Here is a 21,464-nt window from a genome sequence, read left to right on the forward strand (position 1 = left end):
GGATCGTTCTCACGCCAGTGGGCTGCCTCACACCCAAAGCTAGAGGGACTTTTGCCGAGCGTCAAGCAGAAGTTGGAAACTCATCGCCAGACTTTTTCTGGCGTAACACGCAGAAGCGACCTGTGCTATCACTTGTTCATGAGCCTCACGCCCGGAACCGAAACGGCTGCCCCCGATAACGGCGGCAGTCTCGCGCGGGCCGGGGACCTTTTCCAGCTCCTGCGGGACGGCAAGGCGCGGACCCGCGCCGAGTTGGCACTGACCACAGGCCTGGCGCGTTCCACCGTGGCCTCCCGGATTGATGCCCTGATTCTCTCGGGACTGGTCGGACCCGCAGGTGAGGCGAACTCCAGCGGCGGCAGGCCGCCGTCGCGCTTTGCCTTCAATCCGGCGGCACGCTCCGTGCTGGCGGTCGACGTCGGGGCCACCCACGTGATTGTCGCCGTCACCGACCTCAGCGGACGTGTCCTGACCGAACAGCGCCTGGTGCAGGACGTCGGCGAGGGTCCGGAAACAGTACTGGACAGGGTGATTGAGGAAGGCCTTTCGCTCCTTGCGCGGGCGGGACGGAGCTTGAATGACCTCGCAGGAATGGGGATCGGCGTGCCGGGGCCTGTGGAGCACGCCACCGGCAGGCCGGTCAAGCCGCCCATCATGCCGGGATGGGACGGGTTCGACGTCGTCCGTTACGTCCAGCACTCGCTGCCCGTTCCCGTCCTGGTGGACAACGACGTGAACATCATGGCCCTGGGGGAGCGAACGGCACACTGGTCCGAGCACGACAACTTCCTGCTCATCAAGGTGGCCACCGGCATCGGCGCTGGAATCATCAGTAACGGGGAGCTGCAACGCGGCGCCAATGGCACGGCCGGGGATCTTGGGCACGTCCGCGTCCCGCGCGGCGACGAGGTGTTGTGCCGCTGTGGCAACTACGGCTGTCTGGAAGCGCTTGCGTCAGGTCCGGCGGTGGCCGCGGAACTGAACCGGCAGGGTATTCCGGCTGCCAAGGGCAGCGATGTGCTCCGCCTTGTGGCTGAGGGCAACCTGCAGGCCATCCAGGCCCTGCGGCAGGCCGGGCGCGACGTGGGGGACGTACTGGCAACTGTGGTGAACCTGCTCAACCCTTCCGTCATTGTCATCGGCGGAAGCCTGGGCCAGGCCGGCGAGCACCTCATGGCCGGCGTCCGTGAGGTGGTTTATCGGCGCTCGCTGCCGCTGGCCACGACCCACTTGCGGATCGCCCCGTCGGTGGCCGGGGACCAGGCGGCGATTTTCGGCGCAAGCCAGATGGTCACCCAATACGTATTGTCCCCCGCGGTGATTGAGGCAACGCTCCAGGCGACCGGCTAGCCGGGCCCAAGGGGTGCTCACTCAGTAATGACGCGGATGGGCGAGCCCGCCAGCCAGGCTTTCACGTCCTCCAACGCGCCGCCATAGAACTGCCGGTAGCTCTCCCGGGTGACATAGCCCAGGTGCGGTGACAGCACCGTGTTCGGAGCGGCAAGGAGCGGGTGCCCGGGCGGCAGGGGTTCCTGGTCGAAGACATCCAGGGCGGCTCCGCCGATCCAGCCCTCACTCAGGGCGCGGACCAGGGCGTCCTGGTCAACCAGTGGACCGCGGGCGGTGTTTACCAGGATGCCTTCAGGCCCCAGCAGCCGGAGTTCCTGCTCGCCTACGATGCCTTCGGTGCGCGGGGACAGCCGCAGGTGCAGGGTGGCAACGTCGGCGTCCCTAAAGAGTCCTTCCTTGCTGACCTTGCGCACCCCGGCATCGGCAGCGGCCTCGTCCGTCAGGTTCTCGCTCCAGGCCAGCACCTCCATCCCGAAAGCCTGGCCGTAGGCGGCGATTCGCTGGCCGATCTTGCCCAGCCCCACGATACCCAGGGTCTTGCCTGCGAGTTCGAACCCCACCGTGGTCTGCCACGTGCCGGCGCGCACCGAATTCTCCTCGGCCGGGAGGTTCCGCGCGAGGGCCAGTAAGAGGGCCCAGGTCAGTTCGGGAGCCGCCGTCGGCGACCCTGCTGTACCGCACACCGTCACGCCGTGCTCTGCCGCCGCGAGCACATCGATGGAAGCGTTCGCCATCCCTGTGGTCACCAGCAGCTTGAGTCCGGGAAGCCTTTCCAGTGCGGAGCGGGGAAACGGTGTCCGCTCGCGCATCGCGATGACGATGTCAACCCCGGCCAACGCGGCCACCAGCGCATCCGGGGATGCGAAGGGCTCCGTGAAGACGGTGACGGACACGCCGTCCTGCTCCAGGGCGGCCCAGTCGGCGAATCCGTGCGCCACGTCCTGGTAATCGTCCAGGATGGCAAGCCGCTGCTGCATGTCAGTTCCTTCGTCCGTTGGTCTGTGGCGTGGGTTCATCGTAAGGCAGCGCACCATCTGCCCGCCTGCTTGCCCGCCTGCCGGCGTCGCGGCGCGCGAGTCCGTGATAGCAATGGGAGTGATGAAATCATGTTTAAAGCCCGTGCAGTCGACATGAGTGGACGGCTTCTGGCCAGGGTCCCGAGCGGCTGGATCCTGCTGGCCTGCATCGGTCTGCTGGCGCTCAACCTTCGCGGCCCCTTTGTGGCCGTCGCCCCCGTGGTGCCCGTCATGCAGGTGGATCTCGGTTTCTCTCCCGTCATGCTTGGAGTCCTGACCAGCATCCCGGTGCTGTGCTTCTCCCTGTGTGCTCCGCTGGCATCCCTGGCTGCCCGGAAGTTCGGGGCTGAGTTCGCCGTGACCCTCACGATCCTCGGTGTCCTGGCCGGGGTGATAGTCCGCTCGGCGGGAGGTCCGGTGCTGGTGGTGGCGGGAACCGTCCTGATCGGCCTGGCCATCACCATCGGGAACATTGCGGCGCCCCTGATCATCCGGCGCGATTTCAGTCCCCTGCGGCAGGGGACTGCCATGGGCATCTACACGGCAGCCTTGAACATCGGGTCCTTCGTGACATCCATGGTCACTGCCCCGCTGGCCGAGCTTGCGGGCTGGCGGGTTGCACTCGCCTCGGTGGGAGTTCTTGCGGTAGCGGCCATCGCGTTCTGGACGATCGCCGTCGGGCCCCGGAGCGCCTTTGTGCCCTCCGATCCGGTGGCGACGGGCGGGCAGGACCACCCGGCTGTCAAGGGTTCCGGCTGGATCACGGCCGGCCTGACAGCTGGATTCGCAGGTCAGGCCTGCTCCTACTACGCCGTGACGGCCTGGCTGCCGAGCTACCTTAATGACGAGCTGGGCATGTCAGCATCCGCTGCCGGTGCGGGATCGTCCATTTTCCAGATCCTCGCCATCGTTGGCGGCCTGGGCGTACCTTTCGCCGCCAAATACTTCAGCACGACGACGGCCGCCGTCACCTTGGGCCTGCTATGGATCGCGGTGCCGGCGGGGCTGCTATTAGCACCGGAGTTGTGGTGGCTGTGGGCCGCGTTCGGCGGGATTGCCCAGGGCGGCGGCATCACGCTGATCTTCATCGCCATCATCCGGCTGGCGCGGGACCAGGCCTCGGCGGGCCGGATGTCCGCGACCGTCCAGGGGATCGGTTACTGCTTTGGTGCGGTTGCCCCGCCACTCGTCGGATTCGTGCACGATGCGTCTGGCTCCTGGACCCCTGCCCTGCTGGTGATCCTGGCCTCCGTGCTGACGTTCTTCATCTGCACTACCCTCTCCGTACGGCTGGTGCCGAAAGCCCGCTGACCCGGGCCGCCGCCGTCGTACTTTCCTCACCCGCACCGCCTCTCGCATCCCCACGCACGCATGTCCATGCACGCACGGCGCGAACTGGCAGCTAATGCCCTCAAACCTGGGTTTTCGGGTCATTAGCTGCCAGTTCGCGCACGGGGAGGGGTTCCGTTGCCGGGCCGGCCCTCCGGATTTCGGAAGTGCCTGTTGCGAAGGTCGTGCCCGGCCCGGCGAACGGAAGTCTGTGCCTGACTATGCCGCGGCGAGTTCTTCCTTAGTTGCCTTCTCGCGGGCCTCCGTCAGGTACCTTGCATAGGCGGGCAGGGTCAGGAAGGAGGGGAAGTCCTGGCTGAGGGTGACCTCTTCAAAGATGTCGCGGGCGTCTTCGAAGCGGTCGCCGTCGAAGCGTTCCAGCCGGGCAAACTCTTCGTCGAGGAGCTCCTCGATCCACTGGTGCGTGATGATCTCGCCGCGGTCCGTGATGGCCCTTGCGTACATCCACTGCCAGAGCTGGGAGCGGGAGATTTCGGCTGTGGCGGCGTCTTCCATGAGGTTGTGGATGGCCACTGCGCCGTTGCCGCGCAGCCAGGACTCGATGTAGCGGATGCCCACTTCGATGTTGTTCCGGATTCCCTGCTCGGTGATGGTGCCCTCCGTGGCGGCGATGTCGAGCAGGGCGCGGTCATCCGGGGTGACGTCCTCGCGGAGGCGCTCCAGTTGGTTTGGACGCTGGCCGAGGATGCCGTCGAATACCTCGCGGCAAACGGGCACCAGGTCCGGGTGGGCGACCCAGGAGCCGTCGAAACCGTCGTTGGCTTCGCGGGTTTTGTCGGCGCGTACCTTTTCGAAGGCGTTGGCGTTGGCGGCCTCGTCCTTGCGGTTGGGCACGGCTGCGGCCATCCCGCCGATCGCCATCGCGCCGCGCTTGTGGCAGGCGCGGACCAGCTGTTCGGTGTAGGCGCGCATGAACGGGGCGGTCATGGTCACCTGGGCCCGGTCCGGCAGGACGAAGCGGGGGCCGCGGGTGCGGAAGTTCTTGATCAGGGAGAAGATGTAATCCCAGCGGCCGGCGTTCAGGCCTGAGGCGTGGTCGCGCAGTTCGTAGAGGATCTCCTCCATTTCGAACGCGGCGGTGATGGTTTCGATCAGCACGGTGGCGCGGATGGTGCCCTGCGGGATACCGAGCAGGTCCTGGGCCAGCACGAAGATGTCATTCCACAGGCGTGCCTCGAGGTGGTTCTCGATCTTGGGCAGGTAGAAGTAGGGGCCTTTTCCCTGGGCGAGCAGGCGGCGGGCGTTGTGGAAGAAGAACAGGCCGAAGTCCACGATGCCGCCGGCCACGGGCGCGCCGTCGATGATCATGTGCTTCTCTGGCAGGTGCCAGCCGCGTGGGCGGACGACGATCGTGGGCAGCTCCCCGGCCGGGCGAAGCTTGTATTCCTTGCCCTCGGGACTGGTGAAGTCGATCCGCCGCTCCAGCGCGTCTGTGAGGTTCAGCTGGCCCTTGATGACATTCCGCCAAGTGGGGGTGGAGGAGTCCTCCATGTCCGCGAGCCAGACTTTGGCGCCCGAGTTCAGCGCGTTGATGGTCATCTTCTTGTCCACGGGTCCGGTGATTTCCACCCGGCGGTCCTCCAGGCCGGGAGCCGGCGGCGCGACGCGCCAGGACGGGTCGTTGCGGATATCCTCGGTTTCGCGCAGGAACCTGGGGTCCTGGCCGGCGGCGATCTCACCCCGCCGCGTCCTGCGGGCCTGCAGCAATTCCTGCCGCCGCGCCGCCGTGGCCCGGTGCAGTCTTGCAACGAACTCCAAAGCATCCGGAGTGAGAACCTCGTCCTGCCGGCAAATAGGCTGCGCAGCCAAGGTAATGCCATTGATCGTGAAACTGTCAGTGAAGGTATTCATTTCTGTCTCCTTAAAGACGAAAAGGGAGCTCGACGGCGGTTGGCGGCACTGCGGTGACTCAGGCACAAGAGGGCGGTCCGGGCATCCGGCAGCGTGCGTAAAAGGGGCCCCGTGCCCGCCCCCGACCGAGTTCTACGAGGTCATGGGGCGGGCAGGGGGAATAGCAGGCAGAGGATCGTCCGGTTTGCCGTCGGACGAAAGCTCCGCCGCCGTCGGGAATCTAGTGGAACTGGCCTTCTTCGGTGGATCCCACCAGGGCCAGGGTGGATGCGTTCGGGTTGAGCGCGGTGGCGATGTCGTCGAAGTAGCCGGTGCCGACTTCGCGCTGGTGCTTGGTCGCGGTGTAGCCGCGGGACTCGGAGGCGAATTCCTTTTCCTGAAGTTCGACGTAGGCGCTCATGCCTTCCCGGGCGTAGCCGTGGGCGAGATCGAACATCGAGTAGTTCAGGGCGTGGAAGCCGGCCAGGGTGATGAACTGGAACGTGAAGCCCATCGCGCCGAGTTCACGCTGGAACTTCGCGATGGTGGCGTCGTCCAGGTGCTTGCGCCAGTTGAATGACGGGGAGCAGTTGTAGGAGAGCATCTGGTCCGGGAACTCGGCCTTGACGGCCTCGGCGAACGTGCGGGCCAGTTCCAGGTCCGGGGTGCCGGTTTCCATCCAGATAAGGTCGGAGTACGGGGCGTAGGCCTTGGCCCGGGCGATGCAGGGTTCGATGCCGTTGCGGACCTTGTAGAAGCCCTCCGCGGTACGAACCGGCTGTCCCCCTTCGCGGAGAATGAATTCCTGGTCCCGCTCGTCCACGTCGGAGGTGATCAGGGTTGCCGCTTCGGCGTCGGTGCGGGCGATGACCACAGACGGGGTCCCGGCGACGTCGGCGGCCAGGCGGGCCGCGTTCAGGGTCCGCACGTGCTGCTGGCTGGGGATCAGGACCTTACCGCCAAGGTGGCCGCACTTCTTCTCCGACGCGAGCTGGTCTTCCCAGTGCACGCCCGAAGCTCCGGCCTGGATCATGGATTTCATGAGCTCGTAGGCGTTCAGCGGACCACCGAAGCCTGCCTCGGCGTCGGCGATGATCGGTACCATCCAGTCCTCGACGGTCTGGATGCCTTCGGAGAACTCGATCTGGTCTGCCCGCAGCAGCGCGTTGTTGATCCGCCGGACCACCGTCGGCACGGAGTTGGCCGGGTACAAGGACTGGTCCGGGTAGGTGTGGCCGGAGTTGTTGGCGTCCGCGGCGACCTGCCAGCCGGAAAGGTAGATGGCCCGCAGCCCGGCCTTGACCTGCTGCACGGCCTGGTTGCCGGTCAGGGCGCCCAAGGCGTTGGTGTACTTGCCTTCCTTGTGCTCTTCCGTGAGTTGCTTCCAGAGCTTTTCCGAACCCCGGCGGGCCAGGGTGTGCTCTTCGGAGACGCGGCCGCGGAGGCGGACCACATCCGTTGCCTTGTAATCACGGGTCACACCTTCCCAGCGCGGGTTAGCGGCCCACTCAAGCTCCAAGGCGGCGGCCTGCTGTTCGGGTGTCTGCTGGGTGGGCTCAAATGCTGCAGTCATCTTTGTCTCCTTGATTGTGCTCCCGGACTGAATGCCAGCCGGTCGGGTCTGCTTCCTTGCAGCCCCGGCCAACTGCCCCGGTGCGGTGTTTCTTTCCGTGATCACTACTTTTCAGCACTTCCAAGCCGATCACTAGAGGAAATCCATGGAAAGAAACGCACTTCTTCGCGTATGCTCAAGAAATGTCGCCTTCAAGCTGGAACCGCAAAGCCGCCGCCCCGCCGTCGTCCGCTCCCCCCGAGCTGGACGTCATCAGCCTTGGCCGCCGCGTCCGCCACCTGCGCAAGGCGGCGGGCCTGACACTCGACGGCCTGAGTGCCGCCGTCGGGACTGCACCCAGCCAGCTGAGCCTGATTGAAAACGGCAAGCGGGAGCCCAAACTCGGGTTGCTGCAGCAGCTCGCTGCGGCTCTCAACGTGGGCATCGACCAGCTGCTCGGGGCGGAGCCGCCAAACCGCCGGGCGGCCCTGGAGATCGAGCTCGAGCGCTACCAGCGCAGCGCCATCTACGAGTCGCTCAACCTGCCGAAAATCCGCATCAGCTCGCGGCTTCCCATGGACGTTCTGGAATCGATGGTGGGGCTCCAGCATGAGTTGGAGCGAAAGCTGAACGAGCAGATCGCGACGCCTGAAGAGGCCCGCCGTGCCAACGGTGAACTGCGGGCCATGATGCGTGAGCGGAACAACTACTTTCCGGAGTACGAGGCCGAGGCGCAAAAGGTACTCGCCAGTGTCGGGCACACCACCGGGCCGCTGTCCCAGCACGTCATCGCGGACATCGCCGCGCACCTCGGATTCAGCCTCCACCATGTGGGCGATCTGCCGCATTCAACACGTTCGGTGACGGATCTTAAGAACCACCGAATTTACCTGACCCAGAACCAGCGCACGGACCATGACCCCCGGTCGGTGCTGCTCCAGGCCCTGGGCCACTACGTCCTGGGCCACCAGACGCCCAAAAACTACGGCGATTTCCTGATGCAGCGGGTGGCCACGAATTACTTCGCCGCGGCCCTGATGCTCCCGGAGCAGGCCACGGTGGACTTCCTGCAGAGAGCCAAGCAGGCCAAGGAAATCGCCGTGGAGGACATCCGCGACGCCTTTGCGGTGTCCTACGAGACGGCCGCGCACCGCTTCACCAACCTTGCCACGCAACACCTGGACATCCGCACGCACTTCCAGAAGACGCACCAGAGCGGCATCATCTATAAGGCCTACGAGAACGACGGCGTGACGTTCCCGCAGGACCACACCGGCGCCATCGAAGGCCAGCCGTCATGCAAGCAGTGGACATCGCGCGTGGTGTTCGACGTCGCGGACAAGTTCCGCGCCTACAACCAGTACACGGACACTCCGGCCGGAACCTACTGGTGCACGGCCCGCACGGAGCGCTCGGCTAATGGTGAATTCTCGCTCTCTGTGGGGGTTCCGTACGCGCACGTGAAATGGTTCCGGGGGCGGGATACCACGGAGCGGTCAAAATCCACCTGCCCGGACGAAAGCTGCTGCAAGCGGCCCCCGGCTTCGTTGGCCTCGGAATGGGCCGGAAACGCGTGGCCGTCAGCGCGGGCCCATTCGCATCTGCTCGCTGCCATGCCGCCCGGCGCGTTCCCAGGCGTGGACGAGACCGAGGTGTACAGCTTCCTGCAGGCGCACTCGGGGAACTGACTGAAACCCTCTCTCAGTTCCTGTGGTATTTCCCCGAACGCTCTCTCATCCTGTGAGAGAGCGTTCCGGTTTTTCTTGCAGGAGGTGAGAGAGCGTTCCGGTCATCCGTGCAGCGCCCTGTACGCGGCCGCGGCGGCGGGGTGCAGCGGCAGCCCCGCCGTGTTGATGAGTGTTTCCGGGCTGAGGAACTGGACTCCCAGGCTGGACCTCGGAATGAGCTCCTGCGCGTTGGCCACCAGCAGATCGACGGTCTTCTTCACAATATCGCCATCCAAATCGCTGCGGCACAGCAGCAGGTTGGCCACACCGACCGTCCACACAGCCGGAATACCTGCATAGCTGCCCTCAGGAATCAGCACCCGATCATAAAAGGTGCCGTAACGTGTCCGCGTCGCCGGGATCAATGCAGAGAGGTCGAGGAAGGCGAGCCCCACTTCCTCGTTCGTGGCAGTGATGGCGGCCGTGGGCACGCCTCCGGACCAGAACAACGCGTCTACTGACCTGCCGCGCAGCGCGGCGAGGCCATCGTTGAGCCCGAGGTTCACAACGGTGATCGCCCTGTCGCCGGGAGCGACGGAAGCCGCGGAGCCGACAGCAGTGGCGCTCAGCCCGGCAGCCTCGATGAGGCGGGGAGTGGTCAAAGAAGTTCCCGAACCAGGCTCGCCGACGGCCACGGTCCTGCCGGCAAGCCCCATGAAATCCCGGATGCCGCTGTCCTTACGGACGACGCAATGCACGTAGTTTTCATATACCTTTCCAACAGCGGCAATTTCAGCTTTTGACGTGCCTTTCGCTGTCACCTGCTGCGCGGCTGCATCTGCCAGCGCGACGGCGAAAGTGGCCCTGCCGGTCAGAAGATAGTCCAGGTTATCGAGGCTGCCCCCGGTTGTCAGCGCGTTTGCCTGGCCTGCCACACCATGCCGTTGAAGGGCCTCTGCAAGCAGTGTGGCGAACTCAAGGTAGAAGCCTCCAGCCTCACCGCCTGCCACGGTGACGGTGCTTGGATGATCCTGCGGGGTGCATCCAGTGAGGGGCAGCAGGAGGCCGGCCAGCCCGGCTTTGAGGGCGGTCCTTCGCGGGGGAAGGGCCCGGCTGTCGATGACGTCAGCCATGCGGAGGCCCCTGGTCCTGCTGCCGGGTCGAAGGGCGGGGAAACTCGATGCAGGCATTCAGCCCGTGAGGTGACCGTTCCGCCAGCACGAGGCGCCCGCCGTTGGCCGCCGCCAGACTGTCCACTATCGCCATGCCCAGGCCGTTGCCGCGTATTCCCCTGTGCTGAGGTGACCGCCAGAACCTGGTGGTGGCAGCAGCCCGCTCGTCGGCCGCAAGCCCGGGGCCGTCGTCGGATACTTCGATGACCGCGGCTCCTGCGCGCTCGCGGACGCCGACCGAGATCCGGGCCCCGGCGGCGTACTTGATGGCGTTGTTCAGGAGTTCCCCGACCATCTGGGCCAGTTCAGCGGGGTTACAGGCTAAAAGCACGGGCGGGTTGGGCGGCCTTTCCAGCACAATTGATGCTCCGGCTCGCTGTGCGGCAGGTCCTGCCCGTTCCGCTTCTTCCTGCAGGACAGGGAAGGGGTCGATGGCGGCCTTACCGCTGGCGGAAGCGGGACCGAGTGTGCCGCGGGCGGAGTCTTCGGAAGCGCGGTGCTCGGCTGCTGCCAGCTTCAGCACGCCGTCCAGCATGTCCTCCACCCGTTCAAGTTCTGCAAGCACTCCCGCCGCCGCGGACTGTTCCCGGGAGGTCTGCAGTTCGAGTTGCAGCAGATCAATCCTCAACCGCAGTGCACCTACGGGATTGCGCAACTGGTGTGACGTGTCAGCTATCAGTTGGCGTTGGGACTCGATACTGTCGCTGACGGTTCGCGCCATCGTCGTGAAGGACCGGCTCAGTTCCCTGAGCTCCGGCGGGCCGTCCTCCGGAAGCTGACTCGTCCGGCCCGTGGCTTCGAGTTCCGTAACGGCTGAATTCAGGCGGTGAACGGGCCGCAGCACCCACCTCGTCACGCGGGCTGCACCGAGGAGGAGCACCGCACCCAGGGCGAACGCGGCGAGTCCGACGACGAGCCAGCGTTCCCGCAGCTTCTCACGGGCGACGTCGAGGTCTACTTCGAGGACGGCCTCACCCAGGACCTGGCTCGCGCTGCCGAAGGACCGGGAGATCACCTCCGAGCCGGTTCCGAACGGCTGAAGCGGAGCGAGCGTCGTGTCGCTGAGGTTCAGGTTGGCCCTGGCAACTGCGTCCCGGACGTCTGCCCTGTCCTCGCTCAGGCCGCCGGAGCGGAGCGTGCCGTCCTGCAGCCGGATCAGGACTCCCTCCCCGTAGAGCCCGGAATACCTGTCCATCTCCCGCTGGAGCTGGGTGGAGTCGCCGTCCGCCGCGGCGTCGTAGGCCACCTGCGCGAGCCGGTTGAGTGCGGCAACCCGGTTGATCTGGACCTCCTGCGTGAGCTCGCGGCTGGCCGAGGTCAGGATGGCGCCGCAGACGACAATGACCATGGCCACGGACAGGAGGCTGAGGACTCCGAGGACTCGCAGTTTCACGCAGGATCCGCCTCGATCCGATAGCCGACGCCCCGGACATTGATGATGAATCCGGGCAGCTGGAGCTTTGCCCTAAGTCCTGTCAGGTGCACGTCCAGGGATCGAGAGGATGCGAGGAAAGCATCACCCCACAGCGCGTCCAGGATCTGTTCCCGGGTGACCACTGAACCCGCATGCCGGGCCAATAACGCGAGGAGGTCGAACTCTGTGGCCGTCAAGGGCAGCACTTGCGAGCCGATGGCCGCCACGCGCCGGCGGAGGTCGACGTCGAGATCCCCCAGCACGATGCTCTGCTGCCTGTCACCGCTGTGACGGCTGGTGCGTCTAGTGACGGCTTCGATGCGCGCAAGCAGTTCGACCAGTTTCACGGGCTTGACGAGGTAGTCGTCGGCACCGGACCTAAGTCCCAGCACCACACTCCGCTCATCGTCGCGGGCCGTCAGGATCAGAATGGGAATCTGCGTGACCTGGCGAAGCTTGCGGAGCACGTCGAGGCCGTCAATATCCGGAAGTCCAAGGTCCAGCAGAATCACTTCGAACCTCCGGTGGACGAGGAGGGCATCAGCGCCCCGGGAAACTCGGGTTGCCCTGTGGCCGGCGGAGACGACGGCCGCCTCCAGCGCGGACGCCATGGCGTCGTCGTCCTCGACGATGAGCACTTCCATTGCTGGTCCCTTTTCATTGATGGCGCATTGGCATCCCCGCCCGCTTTGGAGATTACCTCTTCTTCCGCTGTTTCGCCCTGCGCGGGCGACGGCGGTCAGGGCCCGGAGTCACAAGCTCGGGCAGCCGGAATCAAAACCTAAGGAACTGTTAGGAAATCCCTGTTTGCATTGGCTGTGCCGTGGATCACGAATAGTTTGGGTGGGGTCCCCGGCTTTCCGGGGCCGTCAACGTCGAGGAGGAACCATGAGCAATGTTGCCATGGACAGCACGAAGGCATGTCCGGACCGGTTACCCGTGGCGGCGCCGCCAAGGAAGGTCCACTGATGAGCACCCAGCAGACCACGCCCCAGAGTGAGGCAGCCCAGACCCGCAGGGCAGTGGGCAACATCCTCAAAGGTTCGGCCGGCAACCTCGTGGAGTGGTACGACCTCTACGTCTACACCGTGTTTGCCGCCTATTTCCAGTCCCACTTCTTCAACTCCAAGGACGAGCTCCAGGCCGGCCTCGAAGCGATGGCGGTCTTCTCGACGTCGTTCCTCATGCGCCCAATCGGCGCCTGGTTCTTCGGCCGCTACGCCGACCGTAGGGGCCGCAAGGCGGCGCTGACGCTCAGTGTGACGCTGATGTCCGCAGGTTCGTTCGCCATCGCTGTCCTGCCAACCCAGGAGGTCATCGGCATCTGGGCCATGATCCTGCTGGTCCTGATCCGCATCCTTCAAGGTTTTTCCGTGGGCGGCGAGTACGGCACCAGCGCCACGTACATGTCGGAGGCCGCCACGTCCAGGCGCCGAGGGTTCTTCTCCAGCTTCCAGTACGTCACGCTGATTGGCGGCCAGATGCTGGCCCTGCTGGTGCTGGTTATCCTGCAGAACATCATGCCGAAGGGCGACCTGACCGAGTGGGGCTGGCGCATTCCGTTCGCGATCGGCGGCGTGGCTGCGCTTGTGGTTCTGTGGCTGCGGCGCTCGATGGAAGAAACCGTATCCGCGGAGCAGGTCGAGGCCGCCAAGATCCCGGCCGTGGCAGGCGTTGCGCAGCCGGGCACCATGAAGCTGCTGTTCACCCAGTACTGGAAGCCGCTGCTGATCTGCATCGGCGTCACGCTTGGCGGCACGGTGGCCTTCTACACGTACACCAACTTCATCCTGAAGTTCATGAACGATACGTCCGGCATTGCCAAGACCGACACGTCCCTGATCAACTTCTGGGCGCTGCTCATCTTCATGCTGCTCCAGCCGGTCTACGGCATCATCTCGGACAAGGTGGGGCGCAAGCCGCTCCTGCTCTGGTTCGGCATCACGGGCGTCCTTTTCACCTGGCCCCTTCTGTCCACCCTGTCCAACACGAAGGACCCGTTCACGGCGTTTCTTCTCATGATGGGCGGCCTGCTGATCGTTGGCGGCTACACCTCGATCAACGCCCTGGTGAAGGCTGAGCTGTTCCCGGCTTCCATCCGGGCGCTCGGCCTGGGACTCGGCTATGCCGTTGCCAATTCGCTCTTCGGCGGCACCGTTCCGCTTATTGGTGCTGCCCTGCAGCAGTCCGGCCAAGTAGACCTGTTCTTCACCTACGTCACGGTAGCGATCGGCATTTCCCTGCTCGTCTACATCTTCGCGTTGAGGAACAAGAAGGCCACCCACCTGGACCGCGAGCATGGCGACGCCTGGTCCCAGGTGCGTCAGGGCAAGGACAAGGACCTGCTCGACGCCTAGGGATGTGAAAGAACGACGGCGGTGGCCGGATCCGGCGGTGACCTTCCGCGCTGGAGCCGGGCTGCCGCCGTCGTCGTTGAGGAAGCCTCGGGGGCGAGACCGAATCGAGCGCAAACCGTGACCCCGCCGGCATCGTTTCCGGCCGCCGTCGCTGCTTGACTGGGAGCAGGCGGGTTCCCGCCGTTGTCGGCCGGGGGTGGCAATGAAAACGCTACGCTTTACGAGGATTCTGGCGTTGGGCTCCGTACTGGTGCTGACAGCCTGTTCGCCGCCGCCCGCGATGTTGAAGGCCGACGGCGTTGAGCGGGTTTCGGTGGACCGTTCCGCTGTCACTGGCGAACTTTCAGCGTTCCGGGCTTCGGCCCTCAAGCTGGGCGATGCACTCCTGCGGGATGGGGGAGCGGGCAATGTCATCGCTTCGCCGGGCAGCCTGCTGATCGCCCTGGCCATGCTCCGAGCAGGCGCCTCCGGCGAAGCCGCGGCCGAGATGGACGCCGTGCTCGGTCTTCCGGCGGCCAACCGGGACGAGGCCATGAACGCGCTCTTGGCGTCCCTTGAGCAGTTCGACGGCGATCCCGGCTCAGTGGATGAATCAAACCCGCCATTGAAGCCCCTGATGCATGCGGCCAACGGACTGTTCGTCGACAAGAACACTGCTACGGGCGAGGCATATTTGCAGACCCTGGCACAGCAGTATGGGAGCGGTGTGTATCCGGTGGACTTCCGCGATGAAGCAACCACCAGCCCCGCGATCGACGCCTGGGTGGACAAGAATACCGGTGGCCGGATCAAAAAAGCGCCGGCTGCTTTTGATCCTGACAACACGTTCAGTGTGCTCAATGCGGTGTATTTCGCTGGAGCCTGGAAAACGCCGTTCAGCGCCAACGCCACGTCGGAAGCACCATTCACCAAGGCCGGCGGCGTAAAAGTCAACGTCCCGATGATGCACGGACTGCAGGACATGTCCTACGCCGAGGGGGCCGGCTGGCAGGCTGTGGACCTGCCCTTTGGTGAAGGATTCGTCATGCGGCTGGTTCTGCCGGAAGCAGGCACTGACGCCGTTGACGGCTTCGGCCCGGAGAAACTAGCCAAGATCGCGGAAGCGCTGGGAGCTGCGGGCACGGAAAGCGTCCAGCTCGCGCTTCCAACCTGGGATCACCAAAGCAACTTTGACCTGCGGGAGGTTCTGGGCGCTCTGGGCCTGCGCAGGACCCTCGCCACCTCCCAGGACTTCAATGCGATCCAGCATGGGATGCGGATTACCCAGGCGGCCCAGGCGGCCAATATCACCGTGGCCGAGAAAGGGACCATCGCCGCCGCCGTGACGCAGATCAACGCTGAGGCCGTGAGCGGGAGAGTTGTGGTTTCCCAGCGGACCATCAGCTTCGACCGGCCGTTCCAATACCAGATCGTGCACGTTGAGACGGGGCTGCCGCTGTTTATGGGGAAAGTCGCTGATCCGCGCTGAGGATGCGCGCCAAGGCCGGGGCTCCAGCGCCCGAGTAGCGCGAAATCGCCGGAAGCGTGCGGGTTCGCTGGAAGTTTCCGGCGAACTGGACGGCTTCCGGCGAGCTCGGTGGGAGGGCTAATCCAGCAGCACCCGCAGCAACCGGTTCTTGAATTCCTGCTCCCGGAAGAGGTCCTTCCATTCCACCCGCAGAAAGCGCCAGCCTTCCTCCATCAGGGCCTTCTCCCGTCGGCGCTCCTGGAACAGCACTTCTGCCGTGGGTTTGTAGTCGAAGTACTTGGTCTTGGCGTCGAACTCCAGCGCTACTTTTTCTTCTTTCCAGCCGAAGTCAAGGCGATGATTTCCGGCCCTTGTCTGAATCTCGAGCTGGGGCTGAGGAGATTTGATGCGCAGCCTGTGGATCAGCTCGCGGGTGAGGGTTTCACCCGCTGACTCAGACCGTGCGTCGGCGTTTTCCAGGACTTTTCGGAACGTGCAGATTCCCCTCCGGCCATCAAGGGACCGTGCTGTTTGTTGCAGCCAGGTGGGATCGGCTCCGCGGCGGAGGGCCTGGTCCATAAGTATCAACGCCTTCGGGTAGGGAAGCCACATGGCGCAATCCGCGGCGGTACGTTCCAGTGACGTTGTGCGAAGCCCGTCCACTATCACCAGTTCATGTGGTGTGAAGGGACGCGTATGGCACAGCACGTCCTTGCCATGGCGTTCACTGGACGGCGAAATCCTTTGCAATACATGGACGATGTCGTCCACGTCCCAGAGGTACAGGCGGTGGAGGCGTGCTGCCGAGGTGTGGCAGTAAGCGAAGTCTCCCGCCGACGTCGTACGTGTTCCGTGGGCGTGGGCATGGATGCGCTGCAGGCTTCGCATCGCTGGTTCCTGCTTTTTCCATAGGCTGGCTCTGATGTAGCACCCATAGCGGAGCCGCACCAGCGCGCCGGACGCAAGGAGCTGCTTGATACTTCGCGCGTTGTAGCCCAGAGGTGCCACACGTGCGCTACGGGTAGTACTGCGCCAGGGTCTCGGCTTTGAACTCGAAGAAGCGGCCCGATTCGATGGCCTGCCGGGCGTCGTCCACCATCTTCACTACGAAGCGCTCGTTATGGATGGAGATGAGGGTGGCCGAGACCATTTCCTTGGCCTTGTACAGGTGATGGATGTAGGCCCGGGAATAATTCGAGCAGGCGTAGCAGTCGCAGCCCTCCTGCAGCGGACCGAAGTCGCGCTTGTACTTCGCCCCAGAGAGATTGAAGCGGCCTTGCGGAGTGTAGAACGCGGAGTTGCGGGCCACTCGCGTGGGGGAGACACAGTCGAACGTGTCCGCGCCGTTCTCGATGGCGGTAAAGATGTCGTCAGGTTCGGAGATGCCCAGCAGGTGCCGGGGCTTGTCCTCCGGCAGCTCCTCGTTGCACCAGCGCACGATGGTGCCCAGGTTTTCCTTTTCCAAGGCACCTCCGATGCCGTAGCCATCGAACGGCATGGCTCCGAGGTCCCGGCAGGCCTTCCGGCGCAGGTCCTCGTACTGTGCCCCCTGGATCACGCCGAACAGCGCCTGATACGGCTTTCCCGTCCGCGATGAGGTCAGCCGGAAATGCTCCTCCAGGCAGCGCAGGGCCCACAGCCGGGTCCGCTCCAGCGACTCCTCCTGGTAGCCGCGGGAGTTCTGCAGCGTGGTCAGCTCGTCAAAGGCGAACATGATGTCCGCGCCGATCTGGTGCTGGACCTGCATCGAGATCTCCGGGGTGAAGCGGTGGCGGTCGCCGTTGAGGTGGCTCTTGAACCAGACGCCGTCGTCGTCGATATGGGCCAGGCGTTCCTTGCCTGGAGCCACGGCATCGTCCGGTCCGGATGTATCCACATGCTTCATGTCGATGACCTTCTTGAAGCCCGAGCCCAGGCTCATGACCTGGAACCCGCCTGAGTCCGTGAAGGTGGGGCCGGGCCAGTTCATGAACGCACCGACGCCACCCGCCTCGTCCAGGATTTCCGGGCCCGGCTGCAGGTACAGGTGGTAGGCGTTGGCCAGGAGCGCTTGGGCCCCCAAATCGGCCATGGATTCCGGCAGCACAGCCTTCACCGTGGCTTTAGTTCCGACGGCGATGAAGGCCGGCGTCCGTATTCGGCCATGGGGAGTGGTGATGGTTCCCGTCCGGCCCAGGAACTCACCGCCGTTTTGTTCGATTTGGGCCGCAGACGGCGAGCAACTGTCACTCAACCGGCTGCCGACGCTGAACGAGAACTCCGACTGCGCGGACGGGGCGGCAGGGTCGGAAGCCGAGTGATCGGCAGAAGCGGGCGCAGGGGTGGCTGACACGGTTACCAGTGTGCCAGCTACCAGCCCGGATCCCTCAGCCGGGCGGCCCGGATGTGGGGTAGTTCTCAGAGCGCCAGCCCTGCCAGAGGGCGCGCAAGGACTCTAGTTTGGCGGCACCCAGATCGTAGGTGGAAACGATCACGAGGGCGCCGCCGTCGGGCCGGATCTCCTCCATGACGGGCTGGTCGGCCACAATCAGCAGGCCGTCCCCATGTTCTGCATAGCCGTGGACGGTGAGCCCGACCTGGTGGTTGCTCCGGTACCACACCTTGCCTGAGATCTCCTCCCCGGTGCCCAGCGTCAGCTCGTAGTTCTCGCCGGGCTTAGGCACCTCGGATAGCCCCAGCTTCTCAATGGCGGAGCCGGAACCTCCTGGAATCTCGAACAACGATGTGTGCCGTTTGCCGTGAGGGTGCCGTTCCAGGGCGAACCTGAGCTGCTCCAGGAACGTCAGCCATCCCTGGGTGACGTCCTCGTCCCAGGCGGCCCACTCCGAGTTGTGGTCCAAGGCCGCACGGGTCACGCTGACCTGGGTCCCGGTGGCAACGGGTTTAAGCTCGAAGACGTCGCCGCCGTTGGTGGTCAGGCTGGTGTGGTCCGGTGCTTCAACAACGTTGCTGCCAAAGTAGATCTCGTTGATTTCGGCGGCCTGGTCATCGGCCTCCCAACCGTGCCATTGGGCCACCTTGGACGGTTCGCGCAGCATGGTCCAGACCTGCGGCGCGTCGGCATTTATCACCACGCTCAGATTGTTCGTCATAGCCCGAATGTACAACTCAGGGACAGCGCCGGGTAGGGGCAGTTGCCAAGCCGCGCCATGGCACCCCGAAGGCTGGAACGATCAGGCGCGGACGGCCTCGAGCTCGTTACTGATCCGGCGCTGGAGCTCGGTGAGGCCGATCGTCTCGGAACCGCCGTGCGCCCGCAGGAAGAGCAGGGATTCCAGGCGGAGCAGCCGCCATTCCCGCTCGGCCTCGTGGTTGGAGTTGTCGATGGAACGGAAGATCTCTTTGTCGTACAGGTTGGGCTCGTTCAGGGAACGCTGGCGGACTTTGGCGTTCATCCGCGCCTTGAACGGGTCCGTCTCCTGGTTCTCCGGCGTGCGCAGCAGTTTCTCGTACACCTCGGCGCGTTCCTCCCTCCCGTCCTGCCGGCAGATGTAGCTCGAGAGCGCCAACGACGCCTCTACCGATGCCCACCTGCCGGGATTGCCGTCGAACGGCAGGACATTGAGCAGGTCGGCCACGGCCAGCGACCCGTCCGGATCCTTGAGGGTAATGAACAGTTCGTGGGCCAGGTCGCTGAGGTCCTTGAGGCAGCTCCCGGACTTGACGTTGATCCCCTTGGCCAGCTTCTCGGCCAGCAGCAGCACCCCGACGGCGTCGGGGTGGGCTTCGGCGACGGCCCCCACCACGGCCTCGGGCGTCCCCTGCGGTGCCGGAATCAATGAGAGCTCTTCCGCGGTGGGGCCACTCGCTGCGGGCGGGATGGCAGGCAGCGGAGGCACGACGACGACGGGAGCCGCCGGAGCTGACCCGGCCTCCTTGAGGGGGTTCTCCGCCACCGGAAGCTGGGTGACGCCGTCGGGCGTTACATCCAGAACCTGCACTGAGGAGTCCACGGCAATGCGCACCGTCCCACCGCCGGAGAGGCCGGCGACGACCAGGGCGGGGGCGCCAAAATCGTCCGACTCAAACTCCACCTGCTGGATTTCTGCGGTGCGTTTGCCGTCGGGAAGAAGGAGCTGATCGCCGGTCTTCAGAGATCCAGCCTGCTTTTCGCTGTAGTGCCGGGCGGCTGGGGTTTCGGTCATGGGAGTCCTTAAGTTCTCTTGCGGTCCGCCCTACAGTCTACAAAGGAGGACCCCGGAAGTCGGGGACGCCGGGTCGCCTGAGGGCGTCAGAAGCCCACTCCCGCAAACGCCAGCGCCTGGCGGATCAGTGCGCCGCGTCCGCCGCTGAACTCGAGCTGGACGCCGGGGCTGAGCACCTCCTCGGGGGTCATCCAGGTCAGTTCAAGGGCGTCCTGGCGGGGTTCACATTCACCGGTCACCGGGATGACATAAGCCAGCGACACGGCGTGTTGGCGCTCGTCCGTAAATCCCGTCTGGGACGGGGCGGGGAAGTATTCGGCCACCGTGAAGGGAACCGGGCTGATAGGGAGCTGCGGGAAGGCCAGCGGGCCCAGGTCCTTCTCCATGTGGCGCAGGAGGGCGGCGCGAATGGTCTCGCGGTAGATGACGCGGCCGGACACGAGCGAGCGGATCATGGCACCGTCCTCGTCGGCCTGCAGCAGGGTGCCCACTTCGTTCACGAATCCCAATGGATCCAGCCTGACTGGAACAGCTTCCACATACACCATGGGGAGCCTCCCACGTGCCTCAAAGAGGTCCTCTGCGGAGAGCCAGCCGGGATTCGGGTCAGGTGTGCGAACGTTCATGGTTAAGTTCTACCCCATCAGACGGCTGCCGGCCGGTGAGGGGTGGATTCCGCGCTCTAAGCGTCGTCCGCAACGCCGGCATCTGAGCCTTTGATGCGGCGCGTGGAAATCCAGAGGGTGGGCGGCACCGGGAGGCCTGTTCCATGTGCGGCGTCGTCCACCGCAGCGTCGGGGTTGGCGATGTGAAGCGTCCGGCTGAAGGCTTCCTCAGTCACGCCCACCTCGTGCCCAGCGGCGGTGAGGCGGTCGCGCAAGGTGTCCAGGTCGCCGTCGTACTCAAACCCCAGCCCGGACCGCGGCGGGCCGGAAGCCGGGCGCACCATCAGCACCCCGCCGTTCTTGGCTGTGAAGTCGGCGGTTTCGTCGTCATCGGGGACGGGGCGGAACCTTGCGCCAATGTCCCTCAGCGTCTGCGCGGCAGCGGCGGGCTCCTCCGTAAACCAGACTCCGACGACGGCCAGGGCACCGTCAGCGTGCTGAGACGTGGCCCAGCTGCCGTCCGCCGTGCGGGCGGCCGGGTCCGCCAGGAAGCTGAAGCTGTCCTGGCCGGTGATCCGGCAGGACTCGCCGTGGTCCGTATCAATCAGTTCGGCCGGTGTGCTGCCGGCCTCCGGTCCGGCCTGGTTGGTGCGCCGGGCGAACTCGGCAAGATCGCCAACCTCGACGCCGAGGACTGTGGTTCCGTCATTCGGCGCGCCTGCTTCCGCGAGGTGGAGGGCAAGCCTGCCGGCGCCGGCGTCGAACTCGCGCCAGGAGCCGTCATCCGCGGTTTTGGCCAGCCCCAGGACCGTGAGCAGTTGTTCCCAGGGTTCCATTCGGGACGTGAAGTGGACGGGGCGGACACGCAGCATGGTTTCTCCTCGAATCCGGGACAGCGCGGATATGGTCATCATGCCACGACTCGAATAGGACTCGCCCGGGGCAGAATAGGCCCATGGCCATTGAACTCGAGGAACTGCTGGTGCCCGACGCCGAGTCGTGGCGGTCCTGGCTGGAAGCCAATCACCGGGACAGTCCCGGGGTGTGGCTGGTGCTTCACAAGAAGGGCGGCGACGTCACCGCGCTGGACTACGATGCGGCCCTTGATGAGGCGCTGTGCTTCGGCTGGATCGACGGGCAGAGCAAAAAGCGCGACGGCGGCAGCTACTTCCAGCGCATGACCCGCCGCGGCCCGAAAAGCCCCTGGTCCGAGCGGAATGTGGGGCATGTTGCCCGGTTGGAGGCAGCCGGGAAGATGGCGGACGCCGGCCGCGCCGCTGTCGAAAGCGCCAAGGCGGACGGCCGCTGGGAGTCTGCCTATGCGGGACAGGCGACGGCGGAGGTCCCGCCCGATCTTGCCGCAGCGATAGCCGCCGTCCCGGAGGCGCAGGCGATGTTCGATGTCCTGACGTCCGTGAACCGTTATGCACTGATCTATCGGACGAATTCGGTGAAGCAGGCGGCAACGCGGGAAAGGAAGATCGCGGGCTTTGTGGAGATGCTGGCCCGCGGTGAGGCTCCGTACCCACAGCAGAAGAAGCCCGCCGCGGGCTGAGGAA

At 65.1% G+C, this 21,464-nt stretch carries 18 protein-coding genes; 6 read left to right on the plus strand and 12 right to left on the minus strand.

Features of this window, described 5'->3' with window-relative positions; translation table 11 throughout:
- The first annotated feature begins 138 nt into the window (after nt 1–138).
- Nucleotides 139–1,350: an ROK family transcriptional regulator gene (locus J7E83_RS03585; protein WP_214959110.1), complete on the plus strand. Its 1,212-nt coding sequence runs from the start codon at nt 139–141 to the stop codon at nt 1,348–1,350.
- Between the two features lie 17 nt (nt 1,351–1,367).
- Here the strand turns inward: J7E83_RS03585 and J7E83_RS03590 are convergent, their stop codons facing one another.
- A complete protein-coding gene (locus tag J7E83_RS03590) occupies nt 1,368–2,327 on the minus strand; it encodes a D-2-hydroxyacid dehydrogenase family protein (RefSeq protein ID WP_214959112.1) in 960 nt (319 codons plus the stop codon).
- 153 nt (nt 2,328–2,480) lie between these two features.
- On the opposite strand from J7E83_RS03590, the gene J7E83_RS03595 reads away from it, so the two are divergent.
- Nucleotides 2,481–3,677, plus strand: coding sequence for a CynX/NimT family MFS transporter (locus J7E83_RS03595; RefSeq protein WP_214959211.1), 1,197 nt, complete (start codon nt 2,481–2,483; stop codon nt 3,675–3,677).
- A 237-nt stretch (nt 3,678–3,914) separates the two neighbouring features.
- Here the strand turns inward: J7E83_RS03595 and aceB are convergent, their stop codons facing one another.
- Together aceB and aceA are read right to left on the minus strand one after the other, a co-directional pair.
- The gene (gene aceB, locus J7E83_RS03600; RefSeq protein ID WP_214959114.1) at nt 3,915–5,567 is read right to left on the minus strand and encodes a malate synthase A; all 1,653 of its coding nucleotides are present in this window, start codon (nt 5,565–5,567) and stop codon (nt 3,915–3,917) included.
- Between the two features lie 220 nt (nt 5,568–5,787).
- Nucleotides 5,788–7,119 carry an isocitrate lyase gene (gene aceA, locus J7E83_RS03605; protein WP_214959116.1) on the minus strand — a complete coding sequence of 444 codons (1,332 nt, stop codon included), beginning with the start codon at nt 7,117–7,119 and terminating at the stop codon, nt 5,788–5,790.
- A 182-nt stretch (nt 7,120–7,301) separates the two neighbouring features.
- On the opposite strand from aceA, the gene J7E83_RS03610 reads away from it, so the two are divergent.
- Nucleotides 7,302–8,786: a helix-turn-helix transcriptional regulator gene (locus J7E83_RS03610; protein WP_214959118.1), complete on the plus strand. Its 1,485-nt coding sequence runs from the start codon at nt 7,302–7,304 to the stop codon at nt 8,784–8,786.
- A gap of 101 nt (nt 8,787–8,887) precedes the next feature.
- Here J7E83_RS03610 and J7E83_RS03615 read toward each other — a convergent pair whose 3' ends face one another.
- From J7E83_RS03615 to J7E83_RS03625, 3 genes are read right to left on the minus strand one after another with little or no spacing between them, the layout of a single operon-like run.
- Nucleotides 8,888–9,898 (minus strand): TAXI family TRAP transporter solute-binding subunit, encoded by a 1,011-nt coding sequence (locus J7E83_RS03615; protein ID WP_214959120.1) that lies wholly within the window; start codon nt 9,896–9,898, stop codon nt 8,888–8,890.
- A complete protein-coding gene (locus tag J7E83_RS03620; RefSeq protein ID WP_214959121.1) occupies nt 9,891–11,330 on the minus strand; it encodes a HAMP domain-containing sensor histidine kinase in 1,440 nt (479 codons plus the stop codon). The genes J7E83_RS03615 and J7E83_RS03620 overlap by 8 nt, the downstream gene beginning before the upstream one ends.
- Nucleotides 11,327–11,995 (minus strand): response regulator transcription factor, encoded by a 669-nt coding sequence (locus J7E83_RS03625; RefSeq protein ID WP_214959123.1) that lies wholly within the window; start codon nt 11,993–11,995, stop codon nt 11,327–11,329. Before J7E83_RS03625 ends, J7E83_RS03620 begins: the two co-directional genes overlap by 4 nt.
- Nucleotides 11,996–12,319: 324 nt before the next feature.
- Here J7E83_RS03625 and J7E83_RS03630 point away from each other — a divergent pair, with 324 nt between their 5' ends.
- Together J7E83_RS03630 and J7E83_RS03635 are read left to right on the plus strand one after the other, a co-directional pair.
- Nucleotides 12,320–13,708 carry an MFS transporter gene (locus J7E83_RS03630; RefSeq protein ID WP_214959125.1) on the plus strand — a complete coding sequence of 463 codons (1,389 nt, stop codon included), beginning with the start codon at nt 12,320–12,322 and terminating at the stop codon, nt 13,706–13,708.
- A gap of 202 nt (nt 13,709–13,910) precedes the next feature.
- Nucleotides 13,911–15,176 carry a serpin family protein gene (locus J7E83_RS03635; protein ID WP_214959128.1) on the plus strand — a complete coding sequence of 422 codons (1,266 nt, stop codon included), beginning with the start codon at nt 13,911–13,913 and terminating at the stop codon, nt 15,174–15,176.
- 117 nt (nt 15,177–15,293) lie between these two features.
- Here J7E83_RS03635 and J7E83_RS03640 read toward each other — a convergent pair whose 3' ends face one another.
- From J7E83_RS03640 to J7E83_RS03665, 6 genes are all read right to left on the minus strand, one after another.
- Nucleotides 15,294–16,163, minus strand: coding sequence for a hypothetical protein (locus tag J7E83_RS03640; RefSeq protein WP_214959130.1), 870 nt, complete (start codon nt 16,161–16,163; stop codon nt 15,294–15,296).
- Between the two features lie 7 nt (nt 16,164–16,170).
- Nucleotides 16,171–17,487: a tRNA guanosine(34) transglycosylase Tgt gene (gene tgt, locus J7E83_RS03645; protein WP_214959132.1), complete on the minus strand. Its 1,317-nt coding sequence runs from the start codon at nt 17,485–17,487 to the stop codon at nt 16,171–16,173.
- 34 nt (nt 17,488–17,521) lie between these two features.
- Nucleotides 17,522–18,247 (minus strand): SRPBCC domain-containing protein, encoded by a 726-nt coding sequence (locus J7E83_RS03650; RefSeq protein ID WP_214959134.1) that lies wholly within the window; start codon nt 18,245–18,247, stop codon nt 17,522–17,524.
- 81 nt (nt 18,248–18,328) lie between these two features.
- Nucleotides 18,329–19,300 (minus strand): DUF6707 family protein, encoded by a 972-nt coding sequence (locus J7E83_RS03655; protein ID WP_214959136.1) that lies wholly within the window; start codon nt 19,298–19,300, stop codon nt 18,329–18,331.
- An 86-nt stretch (nt 19,301–19,386) separates the two neighbouring features.
- Nucleotides 19,387–19,926, minus strand: a complete 540-nt coding sequence (locus J7E83_RS03660) for an NUDIX hydrolase family protein (protein WP_214959138.1) — start codon at nt 19,924–19,926, stop codon at nt 19,387–19,389.
- A 56-nt stretch (nt 19,927–19,982) separates the two neighbouring features.
- The gene (locus tag J7E83_RS03665) at nt 19,983–20,777 is read right to left on the minus strand and encodes a VOC family protein (protein WP_214959213.1); all 795 of its coding nucleotides are present in this window, start codon (nt 20,775–20,777) and stop codon (nt 19,983–19,985) included.
- An 83-nt stretch (nt 20,778–20,860) separates the two neighbouring features.
- Between J7E83_RS03665 and J7E83_RS03670 the strand changes: the two genes are divergently transcribed.
- The gene (locus J7E83_RS03670; protein ID WP_214959139.1) at nt 20,861–21,460 is read left to right on the plus strand and encodes a YdeI family protein; all 600 of its coding nucleotides are present in this window, start codon (nt 20,861–20,863) and stop codon (nt 21,458–21,460) included.
- Nucleotides 21,461–21,464 lie beyond the last annotated feature (4 nt).

Source organism: Arthrobacter sp. ISL-48 (assembly GCF_018613805.1).
Taxonomy (GTDB): domain Bacteria; phylum Actinomycetota; class Actinomycetes; order Actinomycetales; family Micrococcaceae; genus Arthrobacter.

Coding starts and splice junctions, on each gene's coding strand:
- J7E83_RS03585 (WP_214959110.1), top strand. CDS start 139: ATGAGCCTCACGCCCGGAACCGAAACGGCTGCCCCCGATAACGGCGGC.
- J7E83_RS03590 (WP_214959112.1), bottom strand. CDS start 2,327: ATGCAGCAGCGGCTTGCCATCCTGGACGATTACCAGGACGTGGCGCAC.
- J7E83_RS03595 (WP_214959211.1), top strand. CDS start 2,481: ATGAGTGGACGGCTTCTGGCCAGGGTCCCGAGCGGCTGGATCCTGCTG.
- aceB (WP_214959114.1), bottom strand. CDS start 5,567: ATGAATACCTTCACTGACAGTTTCACGATCAATGGCATTACCTTGGCT.
- aceA (WP_214959116.1), bottom strand. CDS start 7,119: ATGACTGCAGCATTTGAGCCCACCCAGCAGACACCCGAACAGCAGGCC.
- J7E83_RS03610 (WP_214959118.1), top strand. CDS start 7,302: ATGTCGCCTTCAAGCTGGAACCGCAAAGCCGCCGCCCCGCCGTCGTCC.
- J7E83_RS03615 (WP_214959120.1), bottom strand. CDS start 9,898: ATGGCTGACGTCATCGACAGCCGGGCCCTTCCCCCGCGAAGGACCGCC.
- J7E83_RS03625 (WP_214959123.1), bottom strand. CDS start 11,995: ATGGAAGTGCTCATCGTCGAGGACGACGACGCCATGGCGTCCGCGCTG.
- J7E83_RS03630 (WP_214959125.1), top strand. CDS start 12,320: ATGAGCACCCAGCAGACCACGCCCCAGAGTGAGGCAGCCCAGACCCGC.
- J7E83_RS03635 (WP_214959128.1), top strand. CDS start 13,911: ATGAAAACGCTACGCTTTACGAGGATTCTGGCGTTGGGCTCCGTACTG.
- J7E83_RS03650 (WP_214959134.1), bottom strand. CDS start 18,247: ATGACGAACAATCTGAGCGTGGTGATAAATGCCGACGCGCCGCAGGTC.
- J7E83_RS03655 (WP_214959136.1), bottom strand. CDS start 19,300: ATGACCGAAACCCCAGCCGCCCGGCACTACAGCGAAAAGCAGGCTGGA.
- J7E83_RS03660 (WP_214959138.1), bottom strand. CDS start 19,926: ATGAACGTTCGCACACCTGACCCGAATCCCGGCTGGCTCTCCGCAGAG.
- J7E83_RS03665 (WP_214959213.1), bottom strand. CDS start 20,777: ATGCTGCGTGTCCGCCCCGTCCACTTCACGTCCCGAATGGAACCCTGG.
- J7E83_RS03670 (WP_214959139.1), top strand. CDS start 20,861: ATGGCCATTGAACTCGAGGAACTGCTGGTGCCCGACGCCGAGTCGTGG.